Annotated in this window: 22 protein-coding genes; 13 read left to right on the top strand and 9 right to left on the bottom strand. The window is 57.5% G+C overall.

What is annotated here, in order from left to right; translation table 11 throughout:
* Positions 1-34: 34 nt before the first annotated feature.
* From ACM66T_RS04010 to ACM66T_RS03985, 6 genes are all read right to left on the bottom strand, one after another.
* Positions 35-262 carry a hypothetical protein gene (locus ACM66T_RS04010; protein ID WP_231020514.1) on the bottom strand — a complete coding sequence of 76 codons (228 nt, stop codon included), beginning with the start codon at positions 260-262 and terminating at the stop codon, positions 35-37.
* A gap of 11 nt (positions 263-273) precedes the next feature.
* Entirely contained in the window at positions 274-3,348 is a 3,075-nt protein-coding gene (locus tag ACM66T_RS04005; RefSeq protein ID WP_231020513.1) for a MutS-related protein, read from the bottom strand.
* A gap of 121 nt (positions 3,349-3,469) precedes the next feature.
* A complete protein-coding gene (locus ACM66T_RS04000) occupies positions 3,470-4,054 on the bottom strand; it encodes a DUF302 domain-containing protein (protein ID WP_231020512.1) in 585 nt (194 codons plus the stop codon).
* A gap of 112 nt (positions 4,055-4,166) precedes the next feature.
* Entirely contained in the window at positions 4,167-4,550 is a 384-nt protein-coding gene (locus tag ACM66T_RS03995) for a hotdog domain-containing protein (RefSeq protein ID WP_231020511.1), read from the bottom strand.
* Positions 4,547-5,458 carry a tRNA 5-methoxyuridine(34)/uridine 5-oxyacetic acid(34) synthase CmoB gene (gene cmoB / locus ACM66T_RS03990; protein WP_255707482.1) on the bottom strand — a complete coding sequence of 304 codons (912 nt, stop codon included), beginning with the start codon at positions 5,456-5,458 and terminating at the stop codon, positions 4,547-4,549. The genes ACM66T_RS03995 and cmoB overlap by 4 nt, the downstream gene beginning before the upstream one ends.
* Positions 5,459-5,460: 2 nt before the next feature.
* Positions 5,461-6,207, bottom strand: a complete 747-nt coding sequence (locus ACM66T_RS03985; protein WP_231020510.1) for a DUF2231 domain-containing protein — start codon at positions 6,205-6,207, stop codon at positions 5,461-5,463.
* A 66-nt stretch (positions 6,208-6,273) separates the two neighbouring features.
* Here ACM66T_RS03985 and ACM66T_RS03980 point away from each other — a divergent pair, with 66 nt between their 5' ends.
* Together ACM66T_RS03980 and ACM66T_RS03975 are read left to right on the top strand one after the other, a co-directional pair.
* Positions 6,274-7,179, top strand: a complete 906-nt coding sequence (locus ACM66T_RS03980) for a cation diffusion facilitator family transporter (protein ID WP_231020509.1) — start codon at positions 6,274-6,276, stop codon at positions 7,177-7,179.
* A 74-nt stretch (positions 7,180-7,253) separates the two neighbouring features.
* Complete coding sequence (locus ACM66T_RS03975) at positions 7,254-7,829, top strand: Tll0287-like domain-containing protein (protein WP_231020508.1); 576 nt, start codon at positions 7,254-7,256, stop codon at positions 7,827-7,829.
* Positions 7,830-7,836: 7 nt separating this feature from the next.
* Here ACM66T_RS03975 and ACM66T_RS03970 read toward each other — a convergent pair whose 3' ends face one another.
* From ACM66T_RS03970 to ACM66T_RS03960, 3 genes are all read right to left on the bottom strand, one after another.
* Positions 7,837-8,292 carry a CZB domain-containing protein gene (locus tag ACM66T_RS03970; protein WP_231020507.1) on the bottom strand — a complete coding sequence of 152 codons (456 nt, stop codon included), beginning with the start codon at positions 8,290-8,292 and terminating at the stop codon, positions 7,837-7,839.
* A gap of 115 nt (positions 8,293-8,407) precedes the next feature.
* Positions 8,408-9,973, bottom strand: coding sequence for a ribonuclease Y (rny, locus tag ACM66T_RS03965; protein ID WP_416768920.1), 1,566 nt, complete (start codon positions 9,971-9,973; stop codon positions 8,408-8,410).
* On the bottom strand, positions 9,933-10,532 hold the full coding sequence (locus ACM66T_RS03960; RefSeq protein ID WP_231020505.1) for a 5-formyltetrahydrofolate cyclo-ligase: 600 nt from the start codon (positions 10,530-10,532) through the stop codon (positions 9,933-9,935). The genes rny and ACM66T_RS03960 overlap by 41 nt, the downstream gene beginning before the upstream one ends.
* Before the next feature lie 91 nt (positions 10,533-10,623).
* Between ACM66T_RS03960 and ACM66T_RS03955 the strand changes: the two genes are divergently transcribed.
* From ACM66T_RS03955 to soxZ, 11 genes are all read left to right on the top strand, one after another.
* Positions 10,624-11,196, top strand: coding sequence for a TlpA family protein disulfide reductase (locus ACM66T_RS03955; protein WP_231020504.1), 573 nt, complete (start codon positions 10,624-10,626; stop codon positions 11,194-11,196).
* A 3-nt stretch (positions 11,197-11,199) separates the two neighbouring features.
* Complete coding sequence (gene ftsY / locus ACM66T_RS03950) at positions 11,200-12,084, top strand: signal recognition particle-docking protein FtsY (protein ID WP_231020503.1); 885 nt, start codon at positions 11,200-11,202, stop codon at positions 12,082-12,084.
* A gap of 82 nt (positions 12,085-12,166) precedes the next feature.
* A complete protein-coding gene (radA, locus tag ACM66T_RS03945; protein WP_231020502.1) occupies positions 12,167-13,513 on the top strand; it encodes a DNA repair protein RadA in 1,347 nt (448 codons plus the stop codon).
* Positions 13,514-14,011: 498 nt separating this feature from the next.
* Entirely contained in the window at positions 14,012-15,355 is a 1,344-nt protein-coding gene (locus ACM66T_RS03940; protein ID WP_231020501.1) for an OprO/OprP family phosphate-selective porin, read from the top strand.
* Positions 15,356-15,366: 11 nt separating this feature from the next.
* A complete protein-coding gene (locus ACM66T_RS03935; protein WP_231020500.1) occupies positions 15,367-15,870 on the top strand; it encodes a DsrE family protein in 504 nt (167 codons plus the stop codon).
* A 192-nt stretch (positions 15,871-16,062) separates the two neighbouring features.
* The gene (locus ACM66T_RS03930) at positions 16,063-17,112 is read left to right on the top strand and encodes a cache domain-containing protein (RefSeq protein ID WP_231020499.1); all 1,050 of its coding nucleotides are present in this window, start codon (positions 16,063-16,065) and stop codon (positions 17,110-17,112) included.
* Positions 17,109-17,762: a response regulator transcription factor gene (locus tag ACM66T_RS03925; protein ID WP_231020498.1), complete on the top strand. Its 654-nt coding sequence runs from the start codon at positions 17,109-17,111 to the stop codon at positions 17,760-17,762. Before ACM66T_RS03930 ends, ACM66T_RS03925 begins: the two co-directional genes overlap by 4 nt.
* Positions 17,752-18,927 carry a sensor histidine kinase gene (locus tag ACM66T_RS03920; protein WP_231020497.1) on the top strand — a complete coding sequence of 392 codons (1,176 nt, stop codon included), beginning with the start codon at positions 17,752-17,754 and terminating at the stop codon, positions 18,925-18,927. Before ACM66T_RS03925 ends, ACM66T_RS03920 begins: the two co-directional genes overlap by 11 nt.
* Positions 18,928-19,308: 381 nt before the next feature.
* Positions 19,309-19,839, top strand: a complete 531-nt coding sequence (soxX, locus tag ACM66T_RS03915) for a sulfur oxidation c-type cytochrome SoxX (RefSeq protein ID WP_231020496.1) — start codon at positions 19,309-19,311, stop codon at positions 19,837-19,839.
* Positions 19,840-19,849: 10 nt separating this feature from the next.
* Positions 19,850-20,326, top strand: coding sequence for a thiosulfate oxidation carrier protein SoxY (gene soxY / locus ACM66T_RS03910; RefSeq protein ID WP_231020495.1), 477 nt, complete (start codon positions 19,850-19,852; stop codon positions 20,324-20,326).
* Between the two features lie 41 nt (positions 20,327-20,367).
* A complete protein-coding gene (gene soxZ, locus ACM66T_RS03905; RefSeq protein WP_231020494.1) occupies positions 20,368-20,703 on the top strand; it encodes a thiosulfate oxidation carrier complex protein SoxZ in 336 nt (111 codons plus the stop codon).
* Positions 20,704-20,706: the final 3 nt, after the last annotated feature.

Below are 20,706 nucleotides of genomic sequence, written 5' to 3'. Positions count from 1 at the left end.
GGGAGGGGAACCAGCACTCCAATACATTCTTCCTTCAGCTGCGGGCGATCACACGTGCCTGCATGACAAGCTTCACCATTCCGTAGGGGTCCTGGACATTGAAAAAGATCCCCTGCGCCGTGACGACAGCCGTCCCCTTCCCCCGCTCGACAGTCTCTTCGCCATTGAAGTAGTCCTTGTTCAGATACTCGATCATATAGGCCGCTCCCGCCGTCACCCTAAGGGCTTTGAGCTGTGCCTGCGAATGCGGCTTGAACTCCATAGGCAATCCTCTTAAAAATCGTCCATGTCGATTGACGCTTTTCCCGGTGCTTCGGGCTGTGGTTCCGGCACTTCGGCTTCGTTGATCTCCGGGACCTCCTCGGTGACGACCTGTGGTTTGGCCAACTGTGCCTCGACGTCGAGTTCCAGACCGTTGGAGGTCATGACAAACCCTTTGACGACAAGTTTTCCCTCATGGATCTCCCGGTGGTGATCCCGGCAGAGGGGGATGAGATTGTGGCGGTGGTTGACGGGCATATGGCCGATGTAGCCGCGGCTGTCCGCACTGGACTGGTGGGCGATATGGTGCACATCCTCCGCCTTCGCCCCGCAGATGACGCAGGTGGTAACAAAGAGGTCCTTGTTGTATTTACTGGTGCGTTTTTTGACCAGCAGCTCCAGTTCGTCGAAGTCGTTGGAGAGGCGCTTGCGGATGCGGTTCGCCGCCTCCAGAAACTCCTGGTCCATATGCAAGGAGCGTGCAAACTCCAGCCCGTAGACGCTCGAGCCGCTGCCCGGCTGCAGTACACGGTTGAAGATCAGCCGGTCAAGCGCCTCATCGTACTCCACGCTCAGGTGCAGGTCGACGACGTTCTCCAGCCGACGCATCTCCTCCATCGACGCCAGTTGATGCAGGTGGGTCGCAAAGAGAAAAATGGAGCGCAGCTTCGCCAGTTTCATGATCGCGCTGGCGACGATGGCGACGCCGGAAAGCGTTTCGGTGCCGTGGGAGATCTCGTCGCCGAGGATGAGCGACCGCGTCCCGGCGCGGTTGAAGATGTTTTTGAGTTCCATCATCTCGACGGCGAAGGTAGAGAGCCCCTTTTGCAGGTTGTCGCGGGAGACGATCCGGGTAAAGAGCGACTCGAAAAGGGAGAACTTCATCGACGACGCCGGCACGTAGAAGCCGGCCTGTGCCATCAGCACGGCCAGCCCGATGCTCTTCATCAGCGAGGATTTCCCGCTGGAGTTGATGCCGTAGAGCAGCACCCCGTTGACCTCGTGCCCGTCATGCACGGCGGGATCGAGCATCACCGTCTCCGGATAGGGAAGGTCCATATAGGCGCGGTTGCCCATGACGATGTCATTGGGCACGTAGACCCCCTGCCGCTCCTGTATCTCGATGAGCGGGTGGCGCAGCGCCATCAGCTGCAGGAAGTTCTCGTCCTCGTGCACGTCGACGATCGTCGGGCAGGCGAAGTTGTACTGCTGTGCCGCCCGCGCGGAAGCGACGGCGACGTCGAGGTCGGCCACGTAGCCGATGATCCGCTCGAACAGGAGCGTATAGCGCCGCTCGAAGGTGCGCTGCAGCGCAATAAAGCGCTCCTTGACCAGGGCAATGATCTTCGCCTGGTTGCGCATGATCTTGTCGGAGAGCTGTTCGGTCAGCTCCGAGGTGATCTTGACGCTGTTGGTAAGCCGCTTGACGCTGAAATCACTGAAACAGACGGTCTCGCCCCCCAGGTCGACGCTGCCGGAGGCGAACTCCTTCTCGATCATCGCCCAGCGGGTGCGGCTCATGGAGATGTAGTGCCCCTCTTTATCCAGGACCCCCAGGGAGACGTAGCCGCCGCTGCCCGCAGCCGCCCCCTGCTCGCCGAGCATCCGCTCCATCGCGTCCATGATGATCGCGAAGTGCTGCAGCATCCGGGCGTTTTCGTCCACCAGCGCATCCACCTGCACGTCGACCCCCCGGCGCAGGAAGTTGTCGTCGACGGTGCTGACGGTGAAGCGGCGCGACACCTCCAGGTCGATGCTCTGCTCGATGTCGCGGATAAAGGTATCGACCTCCTGCTCGCTGAAGGGGGTCTTGATGAGCTTGTGGCGTTTGACGAACTCCATCAGTTCGCGGATGCCGACGAGCGACGCGTGGACATAGTTCATCTCGAAGGGGTGCAGCCGCGCCAGGGCGATCCGGCGGTGCAGGCGTTCGAGGTCGTAGACCCCCCGCAGGGCGTCGCCGAGCATCCGCACGTGCGGCATCACCCGGTCGATCAGACCGTAGCGGCGCTCAAGCTCGCCGCGTTCCTGGATGGGGTTGAGCAGGCGCTCTTTCAGCAGGCGCTTGCCGATGGCCGTGACGCTCTTGTCGATGAGTTTGAGCAGCGTCATGTCGCTGCGGTCTTTGGAGAGGACCGCCAGCTGCTCCAGGGCATTGTTGCCGAGGTACATGTAGCGCGTGTTGTCGATCATCTTCGGGCGGGCGAGCTTTTGGATGATGTGGTAATCGTGTTCGATGACAAAGTGCACCAGCGATGAGAGCGCCTCGGAAACGAAGGGGTGCCGCTCCAGGTCGAGGTGCTCGATGGGCGACAGCAGGGACTGGATCTGGTAGACGTTCTGGAACAGCTCATTCTGGTAGTCGATCTTGGGGCGCTCGTGGTTGACGCTGTAGGCATAGTGCTCGCTGATCTCGAGGTATCGGATCACCTCTTTCTGGTTCTCCACCCCCTCCAGGAAGGTCAGCACCACCTCCGTGGTGCGGTAGATATTGAGCAGATTGAAGATCTCGTCCAGGGCGTAGGTGGGGTCTTCGCTCGTGCCATAAGTCTCGTAAAGCCAGGTCTTTCCCGTCGTGACGTCGATTGCCGCGTAGCCGACACTGTAGATCTCCTTGTGGCGGTCGATCAGCAGGGAGACGATGTAGTTGTCGTCGTTGTCGACGGTGTGGTCGAAGTTCGTGCCCGGGGAGATGATCTGGCCGATGTAACGGCTGAGTTTCGGCGGCACCCCCTTCTGGCGGATGACGATGATCGTGTAGCGTTGCTCCTGGATCAGACGATTCAGGTAGCGCTCAAAGGAGACGGAGGGTACGCCGGCAAGGAAGGGGTTCTTGACGCTGTTTTCGGCAATGTTCTTGTTCTTCTTGGTCAGCTGGATATTGAGCAGTTCGGCCATCTCTTTGGCCTTGCCCACCTGCATGTCGTCATTGTTGACCTCATAGACTTCATAGAAAGTACCGATCTCCATAAAGACGACCGTATCGCTGCCGTATTTCTCCTCGAAACGGCGCTGCAGGTCGAAATAGACCTCGGTCAGCAGGCGGTCTTTGCTGTTGAGAACTGCATCAATCTCGCTGTGTAGCACGACATAAAACCCTTGCGATAACGTTGTTTTTGTAAGGAAAGATTATAGCTAAAACGGCTTAGGGGGAGTTACAGAGGGGTGGGACGTGCCTCGGCACGCCCCGATGGAAGAAAAGGGATTCTTAAAAATCGCCGATCGCAGCGCGCGCCGGGACTTCGTCCATCGCTTTTTTGACGGAGAGTGCCATCGCGAGCATATCGTCCGGCAGCGGGTAACCGCCGTGGATGGCGAGGGTCATATCCATGCTGACGAGCCAGCGGTCACCGTTACCGTATTCAACCAGCATGATGCGGCACGGCATGAAACCGCCGTAATAACGGGAGTGGTTCAGGAACACTTTCGCGATCGGAAGGCTACAGAGTGAGAAGATGCGCGCATGCTTCACTTCGTCCGGTTTCGCATCGTCTTTTGTATACATCTTGATGTCACCCGTGACACGCATGTTGTACTCTTCCGCAAGGGACTTGATCGTCTCGGCAACGTCATCGTTCGGAATGTCGGCGTTGACTTTCCACTCCTGCATCATCGCTCTTGCCGGGTCGCCGTACTCGGTGACTTTGGTGAACATGTTGTCGTACGCTTCCATCGCGCCGTCGTCCAGTTTATACTGCTGTGTTACCGCAGTCCAACCCATATGCATCGTCGCACATCCGCTCACCATCATCGCGATGAAGAAGGCTGCAATCACTGTCATTACGTTTTTCAACTTACTACTCCTTAGTTAACAATGTGATAAAATTGTACTATCAAAAAATTAAATAACTTAGTGGAAATCCAACTTTTTTGAATTTTTTATACAAAAACTGTGTAAAAACAGCTCATCCCAGTACGTGAGCTGGCAGTACTACGGCCGTAAACTCCCCCGAAAACACCTTGGTTTCGCCGCAATATGCGTTAACCGTTATCTGATATTTTTTGCCGTCATTCTCGAGGCATTCCGCTTTGAAAAGCAGTGTTTCTCCGACTTGTGAGGGGGCCAAAAAACGGCAACTGCTCCCCGCCAAAACGACGGTCGGTTCATTCACGGCAGCCATCGCCGCATAGTCGGCCGCGCCGAAAATAAAGCCGCCGTGCACCAGCCCTTTGTCATCCGCCGCCATTGCCGGCGTCGTCTCCAGTTCCACCGCCGCATACCCCTCTTCGAGAGTGATGACCGTTCCGCAGAGGCCGTTGTTTATCTTCAGATGGGTGTTGAGTATCATGCTTTGGGCTCCTTGGTCAGTCGTACATAAACCCGTTTGGGGGCGGGATACCCCTCGACGGTCTTTGCCGGGTCTTCCGGGTCCAGGAAGTCCTCCAGGCTCTGCCCCTCTATCCATGCCGTTTTGCGCTGCTCCTCCGGTGTCGTCACGGAGGTCTCCAGTACCTCGAAGCCACTAAAGCCCGCCCGGAGGCACCAGTTCCGCAGCGCGGGGATCGTCGGGACAAAGTAGATGTTGGGGATCTTCGAGTACGCGCCCGCCGGCGTCAGGCAGATCTCCTCCTCCCCGTCGATCATAAAGGTGTCGAGGTAGACCTCCCCGCTGCTGCCCAGCCCTTTATAAAGCTGTTTGAGCATCGCGACGGGGTCGCTGCGGTGATAGAGCACCCCCAGGCAGAAGATCGTATCGAACTTCTCCTCGTACAGCGGCAGGTGCTCTACTCCCAGCAGTTCATAGACGATCTCCGTCTTGACGAAATGGTTGATAAAATCGAACTGGGTCTTGTAGAGTGCAGAGGGGTCGAACCCCACCAGCTTCGCCGGGGCATCCTCCTGCATACGGAAAAGGTAGTAGCCGTTGTTGCAGCCGATGTCCGCGACCCGCTTCCCCTGCAGGTTAAAGTGGGGTCGCAGCAGGTTGTATTTCATAAAACTCTGCCACTCGGTATCGATGAAGAGGCCGAAGAGATCGAAGGGCCCTTTGCGCCACGGCATCAGCATCCGCGCGACCCGTTCGACCTGGGCATGGTCGATTTCGGCTTCCGTCGTCAGGGCCACCGTATCGCCGAGGCTGCAGACGGTCTCGATCTCCGGGAGGGCTGCGAGGGCTTCACGCAGCGGAGCGATGTTTTTCCATCCCATCCACGCTTCGCGCTCGCGGCGGATGGCCTCGAGGGGGGAGAGTGTCACGTTCAAATGGTCCCGTTCGCCTCGGATGAAGGCGCCTTCTCCTCCTGCGGCGCCGCTTTGGTAGCGTTGTCCTCACTGAAGATCTTCTTCACTTTGGAGACGGCGTCCGTTACCGCCTTGTCGACCTTCTGTCCGAAGCTCTCGCCGGCCTGCTGCTGCATCGCCGCGATCTGCACCTTGAGGGTTTCGATCTCCGCGGCCTGCTCCGCAACCGTCTCGTTCATATCCGCCAGATCATCACGGAGGTCGGATGCCGCCTCCTCTGCCTCCGTGACCGCCGAAACGTTGACTCCGTAGCGGTAGACGAGTTCGCCGCCGTCATATCCCTGTTTGACCATAAAGCTGATCAGCATGATCAGCGTCACGATCAGTGCCCCGCGGGCCCACTTCTGTGCCAGCAGCATCGCCGCCAGTTTGAAAGCGATCGGTATCAGCAGCGCGTAGACGAGATAGGTCCCGAGCATTTTATGCGCACCCAGCGCTTCTCGCGCCCCGGTACCGAGCAGGTCGAAGGCTTCGCCCCCGTCCGCTTTCCCCGTGTAGTAGGCGGCGACAAAGAAGATCAGGGAGAGCAGCAGCAGTCCCAGAGACGTCAGACTGAGGGCGCGGCGCTTAAAGCCCAGGTTAGCCAACTCGATCAGCAGGACGATCACCGGCAGAACGAGCGCAAAATGGATGATAACCGGGTGCAGCATCGTCGGCACCTCGAACGGCAGTGTCAGTGGAATTGAAATCTGGGGTAACTGCATTGTAACTCCTTGCTCACTTGGCCCTTATGAGACGCATTTTAGCCATCTTTCGCTAAAATCGGCCTCATGCGTATCGAGAAAAAAGCGACCTTAATCTCCAGCACCACGGCGGGTATCCTCGTCCTTTTCAAACTGGCCATCGGGATCATCAGCGGCTCCGTTGCCGTTCTGGCGTCCGCGATCGACTCCCTGCTGGACCTTTCGGTCTCCATCTTCAACTTTTTCGCCCTGCACCAGTCCGAGCGCAAACCCGATGAGAACTTCAACTTCGGGCTGGGCAAACTTGAAGCGGTCGCCTCCGTTGTCGAAGGGACCATCATCTCCATCTCGGGGCTCTTCATCCTTTACAGCGCCATCGACAAGATCATCACGCCGCGGGCGATCGAGTACATAGAGGCCTCGATGGGCGTCATGCTCTTCTCGATCATCCTCACCGGCGCGCTGGTCCTCTTTTTGAACCACGTCGCGAAGAAGAACAACAACCTCGTCATTCGCGCCGACGCGCTGCACTACAAGACCGACCTCTTCACCAACGGCGCTATCCTCCTCTCTTTGGGCATCATCCACTTCAGCGGTTTCGAACTGATCGACCCGCTGCTGGGTATCGGGATCGCGATCTACATGATCACCTCCGCCTTCCCTATTCTCAAAGAGGGGCTGATGATGCTCCTCGACGTCTCACTGAGCAAGGAGGAGATTGCCCGCATCACGACGATGCTCAACCGGCTGCAGAAGATCAACGGCCACCACCACCTCCAGACCCGGCGAGCGGGCAGCGACATCTTTGTTTCCGTCCATCTCGTCTTTGACGACGCGACCTCCCTGCTCGACGCCCACAAGGTCAGCGATCAGGTGGAGAGCATGATGCGGATGCTCTTCCCCAACGACCGGGTCCATCCCTTTATCCATACCGATCCCTATGACGATTCCGATATCAACGAGATGGAAGTCGCGCAGCTCTACGCCACCTGAATCGCGAACGAAGCACGCGCATTGGGAGAAAAAACGTTAGAATGGCGCCAAATACATAATTGGAGGATTTATCGATGAAAAAAATATTGTTATCTACGACCCTGCTGGCCGCGGCCCTCTTGGCCAATCCCTATGAAAGCAAACCCGAGGAGATCGCCGCAGTCAAAGCCACCGGCCAGAAAGCGGCAGCCGCCCTGCTCAAAAGTCTCGGCGGCAACCTCCAGAAGCATCTCAAATCCGGCGGCCCGATGGAGGCCTTCGGATTCTGCAGCGACCACGCCTACACCCTGACCGAAGTCATCGACCAATCCATGGGTTCCGACGTCAGCGTCAAACGGATCAGCCTCCAGTACCGCAACCCGGCCAATGCGCCCCAGGGAAACGAAAAAGCGATCCTCGAATCCCTCCAGACCCTGCAGGCTAACGGCGTCGTGCTGCCCGACGACGTCGTCGAAGTCGTCGGGGACGGTGTCTACAAATACTACAAGCCGCTGCTGATCAACAAAGAGGCCTGCCTCAAATGCCACGGCGACATCGACAAACTGCCGGAGCTCGCCAAAGCGATCCGCGAACGCTACCCCGAAGACAAAGCGACGGGCTACCGTATGAACGACCTCCGCGGCGCGGTTGTCGTCACCGTCAAGCACTAAAACCCGACTACTTCTCTTCGAAGCTCTCCGCGCTCATCGCGTTGAGTCGCCGCTCCAGCCGACCGATCTCATCCAGCAGCTGCTTAGAGACCCCTTCGAGCTGCTGAAAATACTCCTTGGCCAGCTCCTTGTCACTGTCGGATATCTTCGGCTTCATATTGAAGAGTTTGCTGAAAAAAGAGCGGTTCATCTCCCCGAAATAGAGTTTGAAAATCTTCAGATAGGTATCGTGCAGGGTAAAGTGCAGGGTTTCGATCGTACTGAGGCGGTCCATGCCGGGTATCGCATTTAGCTTCTGTCCCTCGCCGTAAAACCACTGGCCGAACTGGCAGTCGGTGCTGTCGACGGGAATGGCGTCCTTTTCGACGGGGAGCCCCCCGACGAGGGCTTTCGCACGGTTGACCCATTTGATATGCGCTTTTTTAGCTGCGCTGAGCTGTTCAAGCGTCTGTGCTTTATCCATCAATACGTTCCTTGGCGTCATTCGGTTCTCTAAAAACCGATCTTAAAATGCAGCGGGCATTCTAACACTATTTACTAACGTATTCTGTTTAAGAAACAGACACAGTTATCGTGCTTCAGCGTGCGTACTCCACGCTGCGAAGCTCGCGAATGACATTCACCTTGATCTCCCCCGGGTAGCTCACACTCTGGGCGATCTCGTCGGCGATCTCCTTGGCCAGCAGCGCCGTCTCGTCGTCGCTGACGACTTCGGCATTGACGATAACACGGACTTCCCGGCCGGCGTTGATGGCGTAGGCCTGCCGTACGCCGGGGTGGCGCGATGCGATCTCTTCGATCTCCGTCACCCGTTTTAGGAAGCTCTCGAGCACCTCGCGGCGTGCCCCCGGCCGGGCGGCGGAGAGGGCGTCGGCGGCGCAGACGGCGGCGCACTCGATGGAGTCCATCTCCTGCTGGCCGTGGTGGGCGAAGATCGCGTTGATGACAATGGTATCCTCGTCATAACGTCGGCACACTTCGGCCCCCAGGTCCACGTGGCTCCCCTCGTGCTCATGGGTCAGCGCCTTGCCGATATCATGCAGCAACCCTGCCCTTTTGGCCATCTTCGGGTCCCCGCCGAGTTCCGCGGCGATGATCCCCGCCATGTTGGCGACTTCAAGGGTGTGCGCCAGGGCGTTCTGACCATAACTGGCACGGTAGCGCAGCCGCCCGATCAGCTTCATCAGCTCCGGGTGCATCGGGCCGACGCCGGTCTCGAAAACGACCTCTTCGCCCTCGTGCAGGATCTTCTCCTCGTACTCCGCCGTCACCTTGGCATGGATCTCCTCGATCCTTGCGGGCTGGATCCGCCCGTCCTCGATCAGCAGCTCCAGGGTCCGCGTGGCGATGGCGCGGCGGTAGAGGTTGAAGCTGCTCACCACGATCTCCTTGGGCGTTTCGTCGATAATGATATCGACGCCGAGCACCATCTCCAAGGCCTTGATGTTGCGCCCCTCCTTGCCGATGATGCGCCCTTTGAGTTCATCATCGTCCAGATGCACCACGCTGATCAGGCGCTCCGAGGCGAAAGTGCCCGCAAAGCGGCTCGTCGCCTGGGCCAGCAGGAAGTTCGCGTGGCGTTCGGCCTGTTCCCTCGCTTCGGTCTCGTAGCGGCGCACGATGTGGGCGATCTCGTCGCGCGAACGCGCCTCCACCTGAGAGAGCAGCAGCTGGCGCGCCTCGTCCTTCGTCATCCCGGCACTGCGTTCGACGGCACGGATCGCCTCGTCTGTACGGCGCTCAAAATCGTTTTGCAGCTGGATCAGCGCCTTCTCGCGGCGCTCGACGGCCAGCCGTTTGCTGCCGGCCACCTTGAGCTCATGTTCGACCGCCTCGCGCTCCTGGCGGACAAAACGCTCCAGGTCCTTTTCGCGGCGGGACATGGTCGACTCGCGCTCGGCGAGGTCATGCTCGGCGCGGCGCACGGCCTCCTCGTAGCGGTTTTCCGCCCGTTCTTCCGTTTTGCGCGCCCTTTCCGAAGCGCCTACCAGCAGCGCCTCCGCCTCTTTTTCAATGGTTTTGGCTTTGGCTTTCGCCTGTTCGGTATAAAAATCGAGGTGAGCGCTCGTGATCTTTTTCGAAATGAAAAATCCCACCACACCGCTAATAGTGGCGATCGCGCCTCCTGAGAGTATTTCGTTTATCATGTATCGTCCCCGCTGCTTCATAGCGGGCCGACGGTGTCAATAGCACATCAGCCGAAACATCGTAATCATCGCAAATTTTCTCGTTTGTCATACACTCTTCGAGTTGAACAAAGATCGTTTTTGGTTTTCTGTTCAATCGGGCAAAGAAACGGTCGTACATCCCTTTACCGAATCCGATGCGGCGTGCCTGTGCGTCAACCCCGACGGCTGGCACCACAGCTATATCAATCTTTTTAATTTTTCTATTACTGAATCCCGGCTCGTAAATCCCAAAATTTTTACGGAACATCGGGTATCTAAATGGTACCATCAGGAAGCTTGCACCGACCATAAAAGGCAGATAGACGTTCCACCCCTCCCGGCGCAGCCTGTGCAGCAGCGGCCGAAGGTCCGGCTCGCTCCCCAGCGGCCAGAAGAGCAGAATGTCTTTCCCGCCGCTTGCTCGTACTTCCGCGTAGAGGGCGTCGCAGAGCCGTTTGTCCCGCTCCAGGCGGTTATGTTCCCAGACCGACCGCTGCTTGTTCAGGCAGATGTCACGGAATGCGGCTTTCGTCATGAAGCACCTCGCTTGAAACCACCCCCTTCTGCCCGGATAATGGGGCTTTACCGGAGATGGGTTATAATATCGGCCATTTTAACAAACAGGTATGGAAATGATGGTAAAACAGTTCACGATAACCGCACTTGTCGCGCTGCTGATGCTCGGCGGCTGCAGCGACAGCAAAGACGCGCAGGGCGGCGACGCGGATGCGCTGATCGCCAAAACCGTTTACACGCTCAACGATATCAACGGTTCTGCCTACGAAGTAACCAAATCCGGAGCGGACTTCCGGATCAGCGGCGTCCCCGAACCGGTGGTCGTCTACGACATCTTCGCCACCTGGTGTCCGCCCTGCCGCGCCGAGGCCCCGCACCTGAGCAGCCTGCAGAAAAAACTGGCGGGCAAGATCAAAATCATCGGCGTGACGATCGAAGAGGGGAACGACAACGCCTATTACCAGCGTTTCGCGGAGGATATCGGCATAAAGTACAGCCTCGTGAACTCTCCCGACAACCAGAAGTTCTCCCGCGCCGTCGCCGGCGCCATCGGCGTCGGGCAGGACTTCCCCATCCCCCTCATGGTGGTCTATAAAAACGGCCGTTTCGTCAAATACTACTCGGGACTCGTTCCCGAAGAGATGCTCGAATCCGACCTGAAAACCCTGGCGGAGGCGCAATAGACAATGCTCGGTTTTTTCAAAAAAGGGCTGCAGAAGACCGCGGAGGCGATGAAAAGCGTCGCCCCGAAAAAACGCAAACGTATTCCCAAGGATGAGCTCGAGGATATTCTCCTCGAAGCCGACGTCGAATACGATCTCATCGAGATCATCATGCGCGAGCTCTACACCGACGAAGTCACGCGCGAACAGCTCGAATCGAAGCTGATCGCGACCCTCGCCTGGGCCAACTACGAGAAACCCGAACACGAGAAACCCTTTGTCGACCTCATCATCGGGGTCAACGGCGCCGGGAAAACGACGACGATCGCCAAACTGACGCAGCACTACATGAACGCGGGGGAGCGGGTTTTGCTCGGGGCTTCCGACACGTTCCGCGCCGCAGCGATCGAGCAGCTGACCCGCTGGGCCGACCGCCTGGGCGTGCCCATCGTCTCATCGCGCCAGGGGCACGACCCCTCCGCCGTCGCCTACGACGCCATTGAATCGGCCAAAGCCCGCGGTTTCGAGCATGTCATCATCGATACGGCGGGACGGCTCCACACCCAGACGAACCTCTCCGAGGAGCTCAAGAAGATCGTCCGCATCTGCGACAAGGCCCATGCCGGCGCCCCGCACCGCAAGATCCTCATCATCGACGGCACCCAGGGCAATTCCGCCATTGCCCAGGCCAAGGCGTTCAACGAGATGGTCGATGTCGACGGCATCATCATCACCAAGCTCGACGGTACGGCCAAAGGGGGATCGATCTTCTCCATCGCCTACGCGCTGCGTCTGCCCATCTTCTTCGTCGGCGTCGGCGAACAGCCCGACGACCTCGTTCCCTTCAACAAGTTCGAGTTCATCGACGGATTCCTCGACCCGATCTTCGAAGCAGAATCCCAGGCGTAATTCTTTCTCAGCGTCATAGTATAACCGCTGCTGCCGGCGGTATGCTATGCTTTCCCACACAATACGGATATACGGAGGCACCGTGGCCAAGAAAAAATCCCTCTTCGAATGCCAGCACTGCGGTTTCACCTCGGCCAAATGGATGGGCAAATGCCCCAACTGCGGCACCTGGGACTCCCTTGTCGAGCTGAGCGAACAGCAGCAGGAGGTGCTCAAACAGACCGCCTCCTCCGTCACCGGCAAAGCCAAGGCGCAGCCCATCAACGAGATCGCCCACACCGAGGTGGAGCGCTTCAGCTCCGACGACATCGAGCTGGACATGGTCCTCGGCGGCGGGGTCGTCCCCGGGTCGCTGACCCTTATCGGCGGCAGCCCCGGTGTGGGCAAATCCACCCTGCTGCTCAAGATCGGCGCCAACATCGCCAAGGGGGGCCGCAACACCCTCTACGTCACCGGCGAGGAGAGCGAAGGGCAGGTCAAGCTGCGTGCCAACCGTCTTGACGCCAACGCCGACAACCTCTACCTCCTCAGCGAAATCCGCCTGGAACAGGTGCTCGCAGAACTGGCCCACCGCAGCTACGAGTGCCTCATCGTCGACTCCATCCAGACGCTCTACAGCGAAGCGGTCACCTCGGCTCCCGGCTCCGTCACCCAGGTCCGCCAGATCACCTTCGAGCTGATGCGCCTCGCCAAGGAGCGGCGCATCGCCGTGTTCATCATCGGCCACATCACCAAAGAGGGTTCCATCGCCGGACCGCGGGTGCTGGAGCATATGGTCGACACCGTCCTCTACTTCGAAGGCGACAGCGCCCAGGAGCTGCGGATCCTGCGCGGGTTCAAAAACCGCTTCGGCCCCACCAGCGAGATCGGCGTGTTCGAGATGCGCAACGAGGGACTCGTCAGCGCCAAGGATATCGGGTCGCGCTTCTTTGACAAAACCCGGGACCAGAGCGGTTCGGCCCTTACCGTCGTTATGGAGGGGTCGCGCCCGCTCATCCTGGAGGTGCAGGCCCTGGTCAGCGACTCCCACGCCTCCAACCCCAAGCGCCAGGCCACGGGGTTCGACACCAACCGCCTCAATATGCTCCTGGCGCTGCTGGAGCGCAAGCTGGAGCTGCCGCTGAACTCCTACGACGTTTTCATCAACATCACCGGCGGCATCAAGATCAACGAGACCGCCGCCGATCTCGCCGTGCTCGCTGCCATCATCAGCAGCTTCCGAGACCGTACCGTCTCCAAGGAGACCGTCTTCATCGGCGAGGTCTCGCTGGTGGGGGACGTGCGCGAAGTCTTCCAGCTCGACACCCGCCTGCGCGAACTCGCCATGCACGGCATCACCAAGGCGCTGGTGGCCAAAAAGCCCCAGCAGAGCCACGGCGTGAAGTGCTACCCCGTCGACGAGGTCACCAAACTGATCGATTGGATGTGAGCTCGCCATAAAGAAACGCCAACTGCTTGGCGTTTCGGCGAGCGAAACCGAAGCTGTTGTCCAAAGGACCAGCGCAGGCTTGAAATCAAAAGTTTACCATTGCATAATCAAGGGTGACTGAATGTCACGCTTGCCCGAACGATGCAGCGCAGCGGAATTCCGGAGCACAGCAAGACAAACCGCAAGCGATGTGCGTAGCACTGCCGAAGGCCTCAAATCAATAGTCCACCATTGCAAAATCAAGGGTGACATTCAGTCACACTTGCCCGAACAATGCTGTACTGCCATTCTTATGTACAAATAGGACCGCCCCAACCTTCTGCCAACTCCTATAACAAAAGTTAATCACAAAAATATCAACAATATTCGAAATTTTTATATTAATTTTACACTCCGGTTCTATCATCGTGCCCATTCAAATCAAAAGGATGGGAAATGCCCACGCAAGAAAACGGTTTAATACGCCCCTTTTTCAGGGGAGTAGCAGGAATAATAGTATTGCTTTTAAGCGCTATGTCGCTGGAGGCGGCCAACTGGCTGATGCTGCAGGGAACGCAGCCCGACAACGTCGCGCCCAAAGGGGTTGTCGTGCCCTATCGCAACAAGATGCCCGTCGTCTGGGGCTTTATCCAGGCCAACTATAAGCAGGATTACGGCGACGTCTTCATCGACCCGAACGGCGGGAACAAAACCCCGTTCTCGTTGTTGAACCCCAATCTGGCCGACCAGGAGGGGTTCAGCCTTTTTCGCGCCAGACTCGCCGCGCGCGGCATGGCCGACAACGACAACAAAGTCAACTATTTTTTCATGACGGAGTTCGGCAATAATGCCGTCAACAATCTCGCCGGGCATGACACCGCCACCTACTTCACCGACGCGTCGGTGACACTCCGCCACGTCCCGGGGCTTAATGCGCGCATCGGTATGTTTAAAACCCCCGGCAGCGAAGAGGGGCTGCGCGCCGTCTTCGTCTCCCCCTATATCGAGTTCACCACGATGACGAACCAGCAGCTGCTCGAACGCCAAGTGACCAATGTCGGTACCGCACAGACCGGCAAAGCGGCCGGCGGCGCTTCGACGGTGCACTACACCAGCACCGACGTCACACGTCCGATCGCCGCGTTCCGGGACATGGGCATCGAGCTCTTCGACACCTTTGCGCTCGGTCAGGGGTGGACGCTCAGTTACGCCTACATGTACGGCAACGGTACGGGGATTTCCCACAACGCTTCGGACCACCAGGCGACCCATTACGGCTATCTGGCCCTCGAAGACGACTTCGGCGCCGGCAAAGGCTTCTACACCGAAGCCCTTAAGTTCTTTGTCTGGGGGCAGACCGGCAAGCGTCGGCTCTACTCCACCGACGCCAACGGCACGACCACGCCCGTCAAGCACGACCGTAAACGCTATGGCATCGGCTTCTCCTACTACGAGAACGGCCTGCGGGCGGAAGCGGAATATATGTGGGCCGAAGGCATGATCTATACGGGCGCCAAGGACACAGACCCTGACCCCTATCAGGAAGAGTGGCAGTTGCAGTTTGCCGTCGGCACCGAGAACAAGGCCGAAGGCGGCTATCTCAACCTGCAGTACGAGCTCTTTCCCAAGCAGTTCGAGGTCTTCGGCCGCTATGACTTTATGAACCGCCTGACCAACGACTCCAAGGGCGAACGCGACTTCCAGACCATCACCCTGGGATGTTCCTATCGCTTCCGCGGCCCGACGCGGATCGATTTCAACTACATGATCCGCGATGCGAAAGCACCGGGCAACGCTGCGGCGCAGAATGTTCTGGACAATATGGGCGATCGCCTCGCCATCCAGCTCACCGCAGCTTTTTAAAAGGAGAAAACATGAAATACATTTCGATTACACGGATGATAGCGGCACTGGCGCTCACCCTTTTCGTACCAACGGTCTGGGCCGATGACGACGATGACGTCGTCAAGGTCGTCTACCAGTGCGACTTCCCCGATGTGCAGAGGGTCCACCTCATGCTGAACACGCTTAATAACGCCGTAAAATATTACGAGAAGAACCTGATCCAGTACGAGATCGACGTCGTCGCACTGGGGCCGTGCCTTCAGTACTTCATGAAGGACTTCAAAGGGACCGGCTTCGCGGCCAAGCCCTACCTGGAACACGGCGGACCGACGGGGGAAGGGACACGCAAACGCTTTAACGGCCTCAAGCTGCTCGGCGGCGACAACATTACCTTTTTCGCCTGTCAGAACACCATGGACAAGAAGAACGTCAAGGCGGAACAGATCGCCGACAACGTGGAGATCACCCCCGGCGGCATCGTCAAGGTCATTGACGACCAGCGCGACGGGTTCGCCTACATCAAGATCCAGTAAACGCGACGCGCGGTGCCACACCGCTGTTACGCTTCTGCCCGGCACGTTCAAGAAGGGCCTCATGCCTCTTGAACAGTGTAATAACATTTTGATATAATCGGTGATCCAAGGAGCCGATACCCTTTGAAGCTATTTTCCAGAAACAACCTGCTCTTCGCCGTTCCTTTCTTTCTCATCATTCTCTTACTGATTATGACCATAGAAGTCTTCAACCGGGAGGTTGCGTGGCAGGTCGTCGACGAGGTCAGCGACCAGCTCAGCCTCTCCCTGCGCACGGAGCTGCGCAACGAGAAGGAGGACGCCCTGCGCTTTGCGCTGATCCTCTCGGAGAACGATTCCCTCCGGCATGCCCTCAAAGAAGATGACGACGAAGCGGGTTTCGCCCTCCTCAAACGGATGATCAAATCGGTGCAGAAGAACACCTCCGAACTCGTGCGGGCTCAGATCATCACCGCGGATTCGCGCCTCTTTGCCCGCAGCTGGGATGCCGACAACCTCTTTGCGGGGATGCCGCTCGATACCTACCGCCGCGACCTCGAAGAGATTATGCTGCACAAGAAACCGCGCTCCTCCATCGAAGTCGGTCGGCGTCTGGGGATCAAGGCAACCGTGCCCATGTACGAGGAGGGGGAGCTCATCGGCTTTGTCGAAGTGCTGAAGTTCTTCGACGCCAGTACCGACTTCTTCCACAAGTTCGGGATTGACCTCTACGCCCTGCTCGACGACAGCTACTACAACACCGCCGTACTGATGCAGAACAACCCTTCGGTCGCCTGGTACCTCGTCGGCAACCGCCGCTACAACAACATCAACCTCAAGGTCCTGCAGCGCCTGGACATGAAACAGCTGCGTAAAGAACGGATCATGCTGCGGGAGAACAAGTACATCTTCTTCGAGCCGATGCGCAACGGCGACGGTGAGACCATCGGCGCCTTCGTCTTCGTCATGCCGAAACAGAGCATCGAACACTTTGCCCGCAGCGGGGAGGACCTCTCTTTCCTGCTCGCGTTCTCGCGGAACAACCTCTACGACATCGTTAAAAAGGAGCAGTATGACAACAAGGTCTACCACAGCGGATACGACAAAGCCCTGCTCTCGCTCAAGGACACCGTTCCCGAAGAAGACCGGGAACTCTTTATGGAGGAGGCGCGCGACGTGCTCTCCACCTACACCAAAGAGGAGCTGATCGCCCTGATGCTCCACTACAAGCTCGCCCGGAAGATTGAAGGAGAGATACGATGAAGATTCTGCTGCTGGAAGACGAATACGCGCTGCGCGTCAGTATCGAGGAGTTCCTGGAGGATCTTGATTTCAACGTCGAGACCTACGCCAACGGCGACGACGCTTTCGACGCCGCCTGCGCGACCCATTTCGACCTTTTCTTGTTCGATGTCAACGTCCCCGGCCTCAGTGGATTCGAACTGCTCAAAACCCTGCGCGCCGAGGGCAACGAGACCCCGGCCATCTTCATTACCGCCCGGACCCAGACCAAGGACCTTGAAGAGGGGTACAAGCGCGGCTGCTGCGACTACATCCGTAAACCCTTTGACCTTACCGAACTGCAGCTGCGCATCGAGCATGCGCTGCGCAGCTACTACTATAAGCACAGTGAAGCGATCGAGCTCGCCCCGGATCTGCGCTACGACACGAAACGGATGCAGCTGAGCTACAAGGAAGAACCGATCACACTGAGCAAGACGGAGAACGATATCCTGGAGGTCCTGCTGCGCCATACGAACCAGGCCGTCTCCATGGCGATGTTCCAGGACGAAGTGTGGGGCGAATACGTCGACCCCGCCAACATCCGGGTCCAGATCAACAACCTGCGCAAAAAACTCCCCGCGGACATCATCAAAAATCGCCGCGGCATAGGGTATATCATTGAAAGATAATCAGTACGCCCTCAAAAACGCGGTGCTCTACACGGCGCTGATCACGGTGATCCTCCTCGCGCCGCTTTATGTCTACACCGTCTATATGAAACAGATCCACGGGATCCAGAACGAACTGATGCTCAAGCAGCACGCCGCCCGTGTCATCAGCGCCATGGAGGAGTACGACGAAAACCGTGAAAGCTACTTCGAGTACCCCCGCTTCAAGCGGATCGTCTCGGGGCTTTACGACCTGCACTTCAAGCCGATCTTCACCCTCATCGATTTTCCGATGGAACACTTTGCCGCCGGGTACCACATCGACGAGAGTCACAGCGCCTACCTCATCATCCCCCTCCCCCGGGAGCGCTATTTCGGGGCGGAGTACCTCATCGTCGGCAACCACCTCACCTACGCGCCCGTCTACGAGCGCGTCGCGACGATCCTCATCGCCATCGTCGTCCTCGTCTTTTTCCTTTCGCTCCTTGTCCTGCAGCGTTTTGCCCTGCCGTTCAAACGCGTCAACCAGAAGCTGGACAACTTTATCAAAGATACCGTCCACGAGATCAACACCCCCCTCTCCATCATCAACATCAACATCGATCTCTACAACCGCAAGCACCCCCAGAGCAAATACCTGCAGCGTATCAAAGCCGCGTCGAAGACCCTCTCGAACATCTATAACGACATGGAGTACCTCATCAAGAACAAGCAGATCGTTTTCGAATACGAGGAGATCGACGTCAGCGCCTTCGTGCGCGAGCGCATCCTCTATTTTAACGAGGTCGCCGCCATGAAAGGGATCACCATCGCCTCCGAGATCGATGAAGGGGTGATCCTGCACTTCAACCAGACCCAGCTGCAGCGCATCATCGACAACAACATCTCCAACGCCATCAAGTACTCCCACGAGAACAGCATTGTCGAGGTTGCCCTGAAACGGTACGACCACCGCTGCGAACTGACCTTCAGGGATTACGGGCTGGGGATCGAAAACACCGAAAAGATCTTTGAACGCTACTACCGCGAGGAGACCGGCAAGGGCGGTTTTGGTATCGGGCTCAACATCGTCAAGGCGATCATGGAGGAGACCGGCATCACCCTGGAGGTCTCTTCCGTACCCCAACAGGGAAGCACATTTACCTACGTTTTCCCGCCCCATCTCTGCCAAAATCCTGCTATTTGATCTGCTAATAGGAACTTTTTCTCTCCGCATCAAAAATCTTTATACTTTTTTACATTGTTTTTACATTGCACCGTTACAATCTTCGAAACCAAGTCAAGGGCACCTCTAAAAACCCTGCATGGACCCCAGAGGGCTTTTGAAGTATGAGGTTTTCTTTGTTTTCGTTTCAGGCCTAGCCAAAGCTAAGTCAAGACGAAAACGGAGGAAAGATCGTGCTTCAAAAGCTCTCCCGCAGGGCGCCACAGAGAAAAGCCATACTCGGCGTTGCCGCTTTTCGGCTTAGCTACGGCTAGGCCTTCAAAGCGTCGCCTTGATTATGACTTTTCTCTGTGGCGCTGAGACCATGCAGGGTTTTTAGAGGTGCCCAAAAGGAGAAATACGATGAAGAGATGGCTGTTACTCAGTACGACCATCGGTCTGGGTGTAGCGTTCGCCGCCAACCTGTCCGATGCCATCGAGCGGCCCGAAGCGGCGTCGATCATCCAGAAGGATCTGTTCGGCCCGGCTAAGGCCTACACGATGCCGGCGGGGTGTATCACGGACGACAAGGACGCGATCGCCCGGGGCGCATACATTTTCCATAACCTCAATGGAGAAAAAGCCAAAGGCAAACTGCCGGCAGGCCTGTCAAAAAAGAATGCAAACGGCTCGCCGAAGCAGTACGGCAACTGTGTCGCCTGCCACAATATCGAAGGGGCCAAAGGCGCCGGAAATATCGGGCCCGACCTGACAAACTACCATGCGTTTTTCATTGAAACGGGTACCCGCGACAACCAGTTCGTCTACCAGAAGATCGCCGACGCGCGTGTCGACAACCCGAAGACGCATATGACGATCAACCTTACGACCGGTCTCTTTACCGAACGTGAGATCTGCGACATCACCTCGTATATCGTTTCCATTAAACACTAAAGGAGAACCCATGCAAAGAAGAAGTTTCTTACAACGTATCGGTCTGGCCGCAGCGGCCACGGCAGCAACAGCAACCCTCACCCCGCAGAGCCTGCTCGCGGCGGAAGCGCCCAAAGGGCCCAACACGATGGACATCGACGCGGCCCTTAAGGCCATTACCGGCGGCAAGGCCGTGACACCTTCAAAGAAAGTGCACCTGAAAGCGCCTGAGATCGCGGAAAACGGTGCCGTCGTACCCGTCACCATCGAGGTCGACTCTCCGATGACACCGGATGACTACGTCAAGGCAATCCACGTCTTCGCCACCAAAAACAGCAACGTCCGCTGTGCCGATATCATGCTGACACCGGCCAACGGCGCAGCCATGTTCGCGACACGTATCAAGCTCGGCAGTTCCCAGGACGTCCTCGTCGTCGCCGAAACCAGCACCGGCGAATTCCTCAGCGCGAAACAGAGCGTCAAAGTCACGATCGGCGGCTGCGGCTGATCGCCGCTTTAGACCCGAGTATCATCAAAAAAGGATAGACAATGGCAGAAAGAAAATCACTGATCAAAATCAAACCGAAAAAGTTTAAGAGCGGCGACGTCGTCAAGGTCAACTTCATGGTCATGCACCCGATGGAAACCGGGATGCGCAAAGACAAGAAGAGCGGCAAGATCGTGCCCGCCGATTACATCACCGAGGTGAAGTTCTTCTTCAACGACACCCCGTTCACGACAATGCAGGTCTGGGAATCCGTTTCGACGAACCCGGTCTTCACGATCAACTTCAAAGTGCCCGCTGCAGGGACACTGAAAGTCGTCTACAAGACCAACACCGGCGAAGTCCAAGAGAAGTCGAAAAAACTCAAACCGAAAGGCTGAGCC

This window comes from Sulfurimonas sp. ST-25 (assembly GCF_048079205.1).
Classification (GTDB): Bacteria; Campylobacterota; Campylobacteria; order Campylobacterales; family Sulfurimonadaceae; genus Thiomicrolovo; species Thiomicrolovo sulfuroxydans.
The sequence above is the reverse complement of the archived record's forward strand: the minus strand, read 5'-3'. Positions and strand labels throughout refer to the sequence as shown.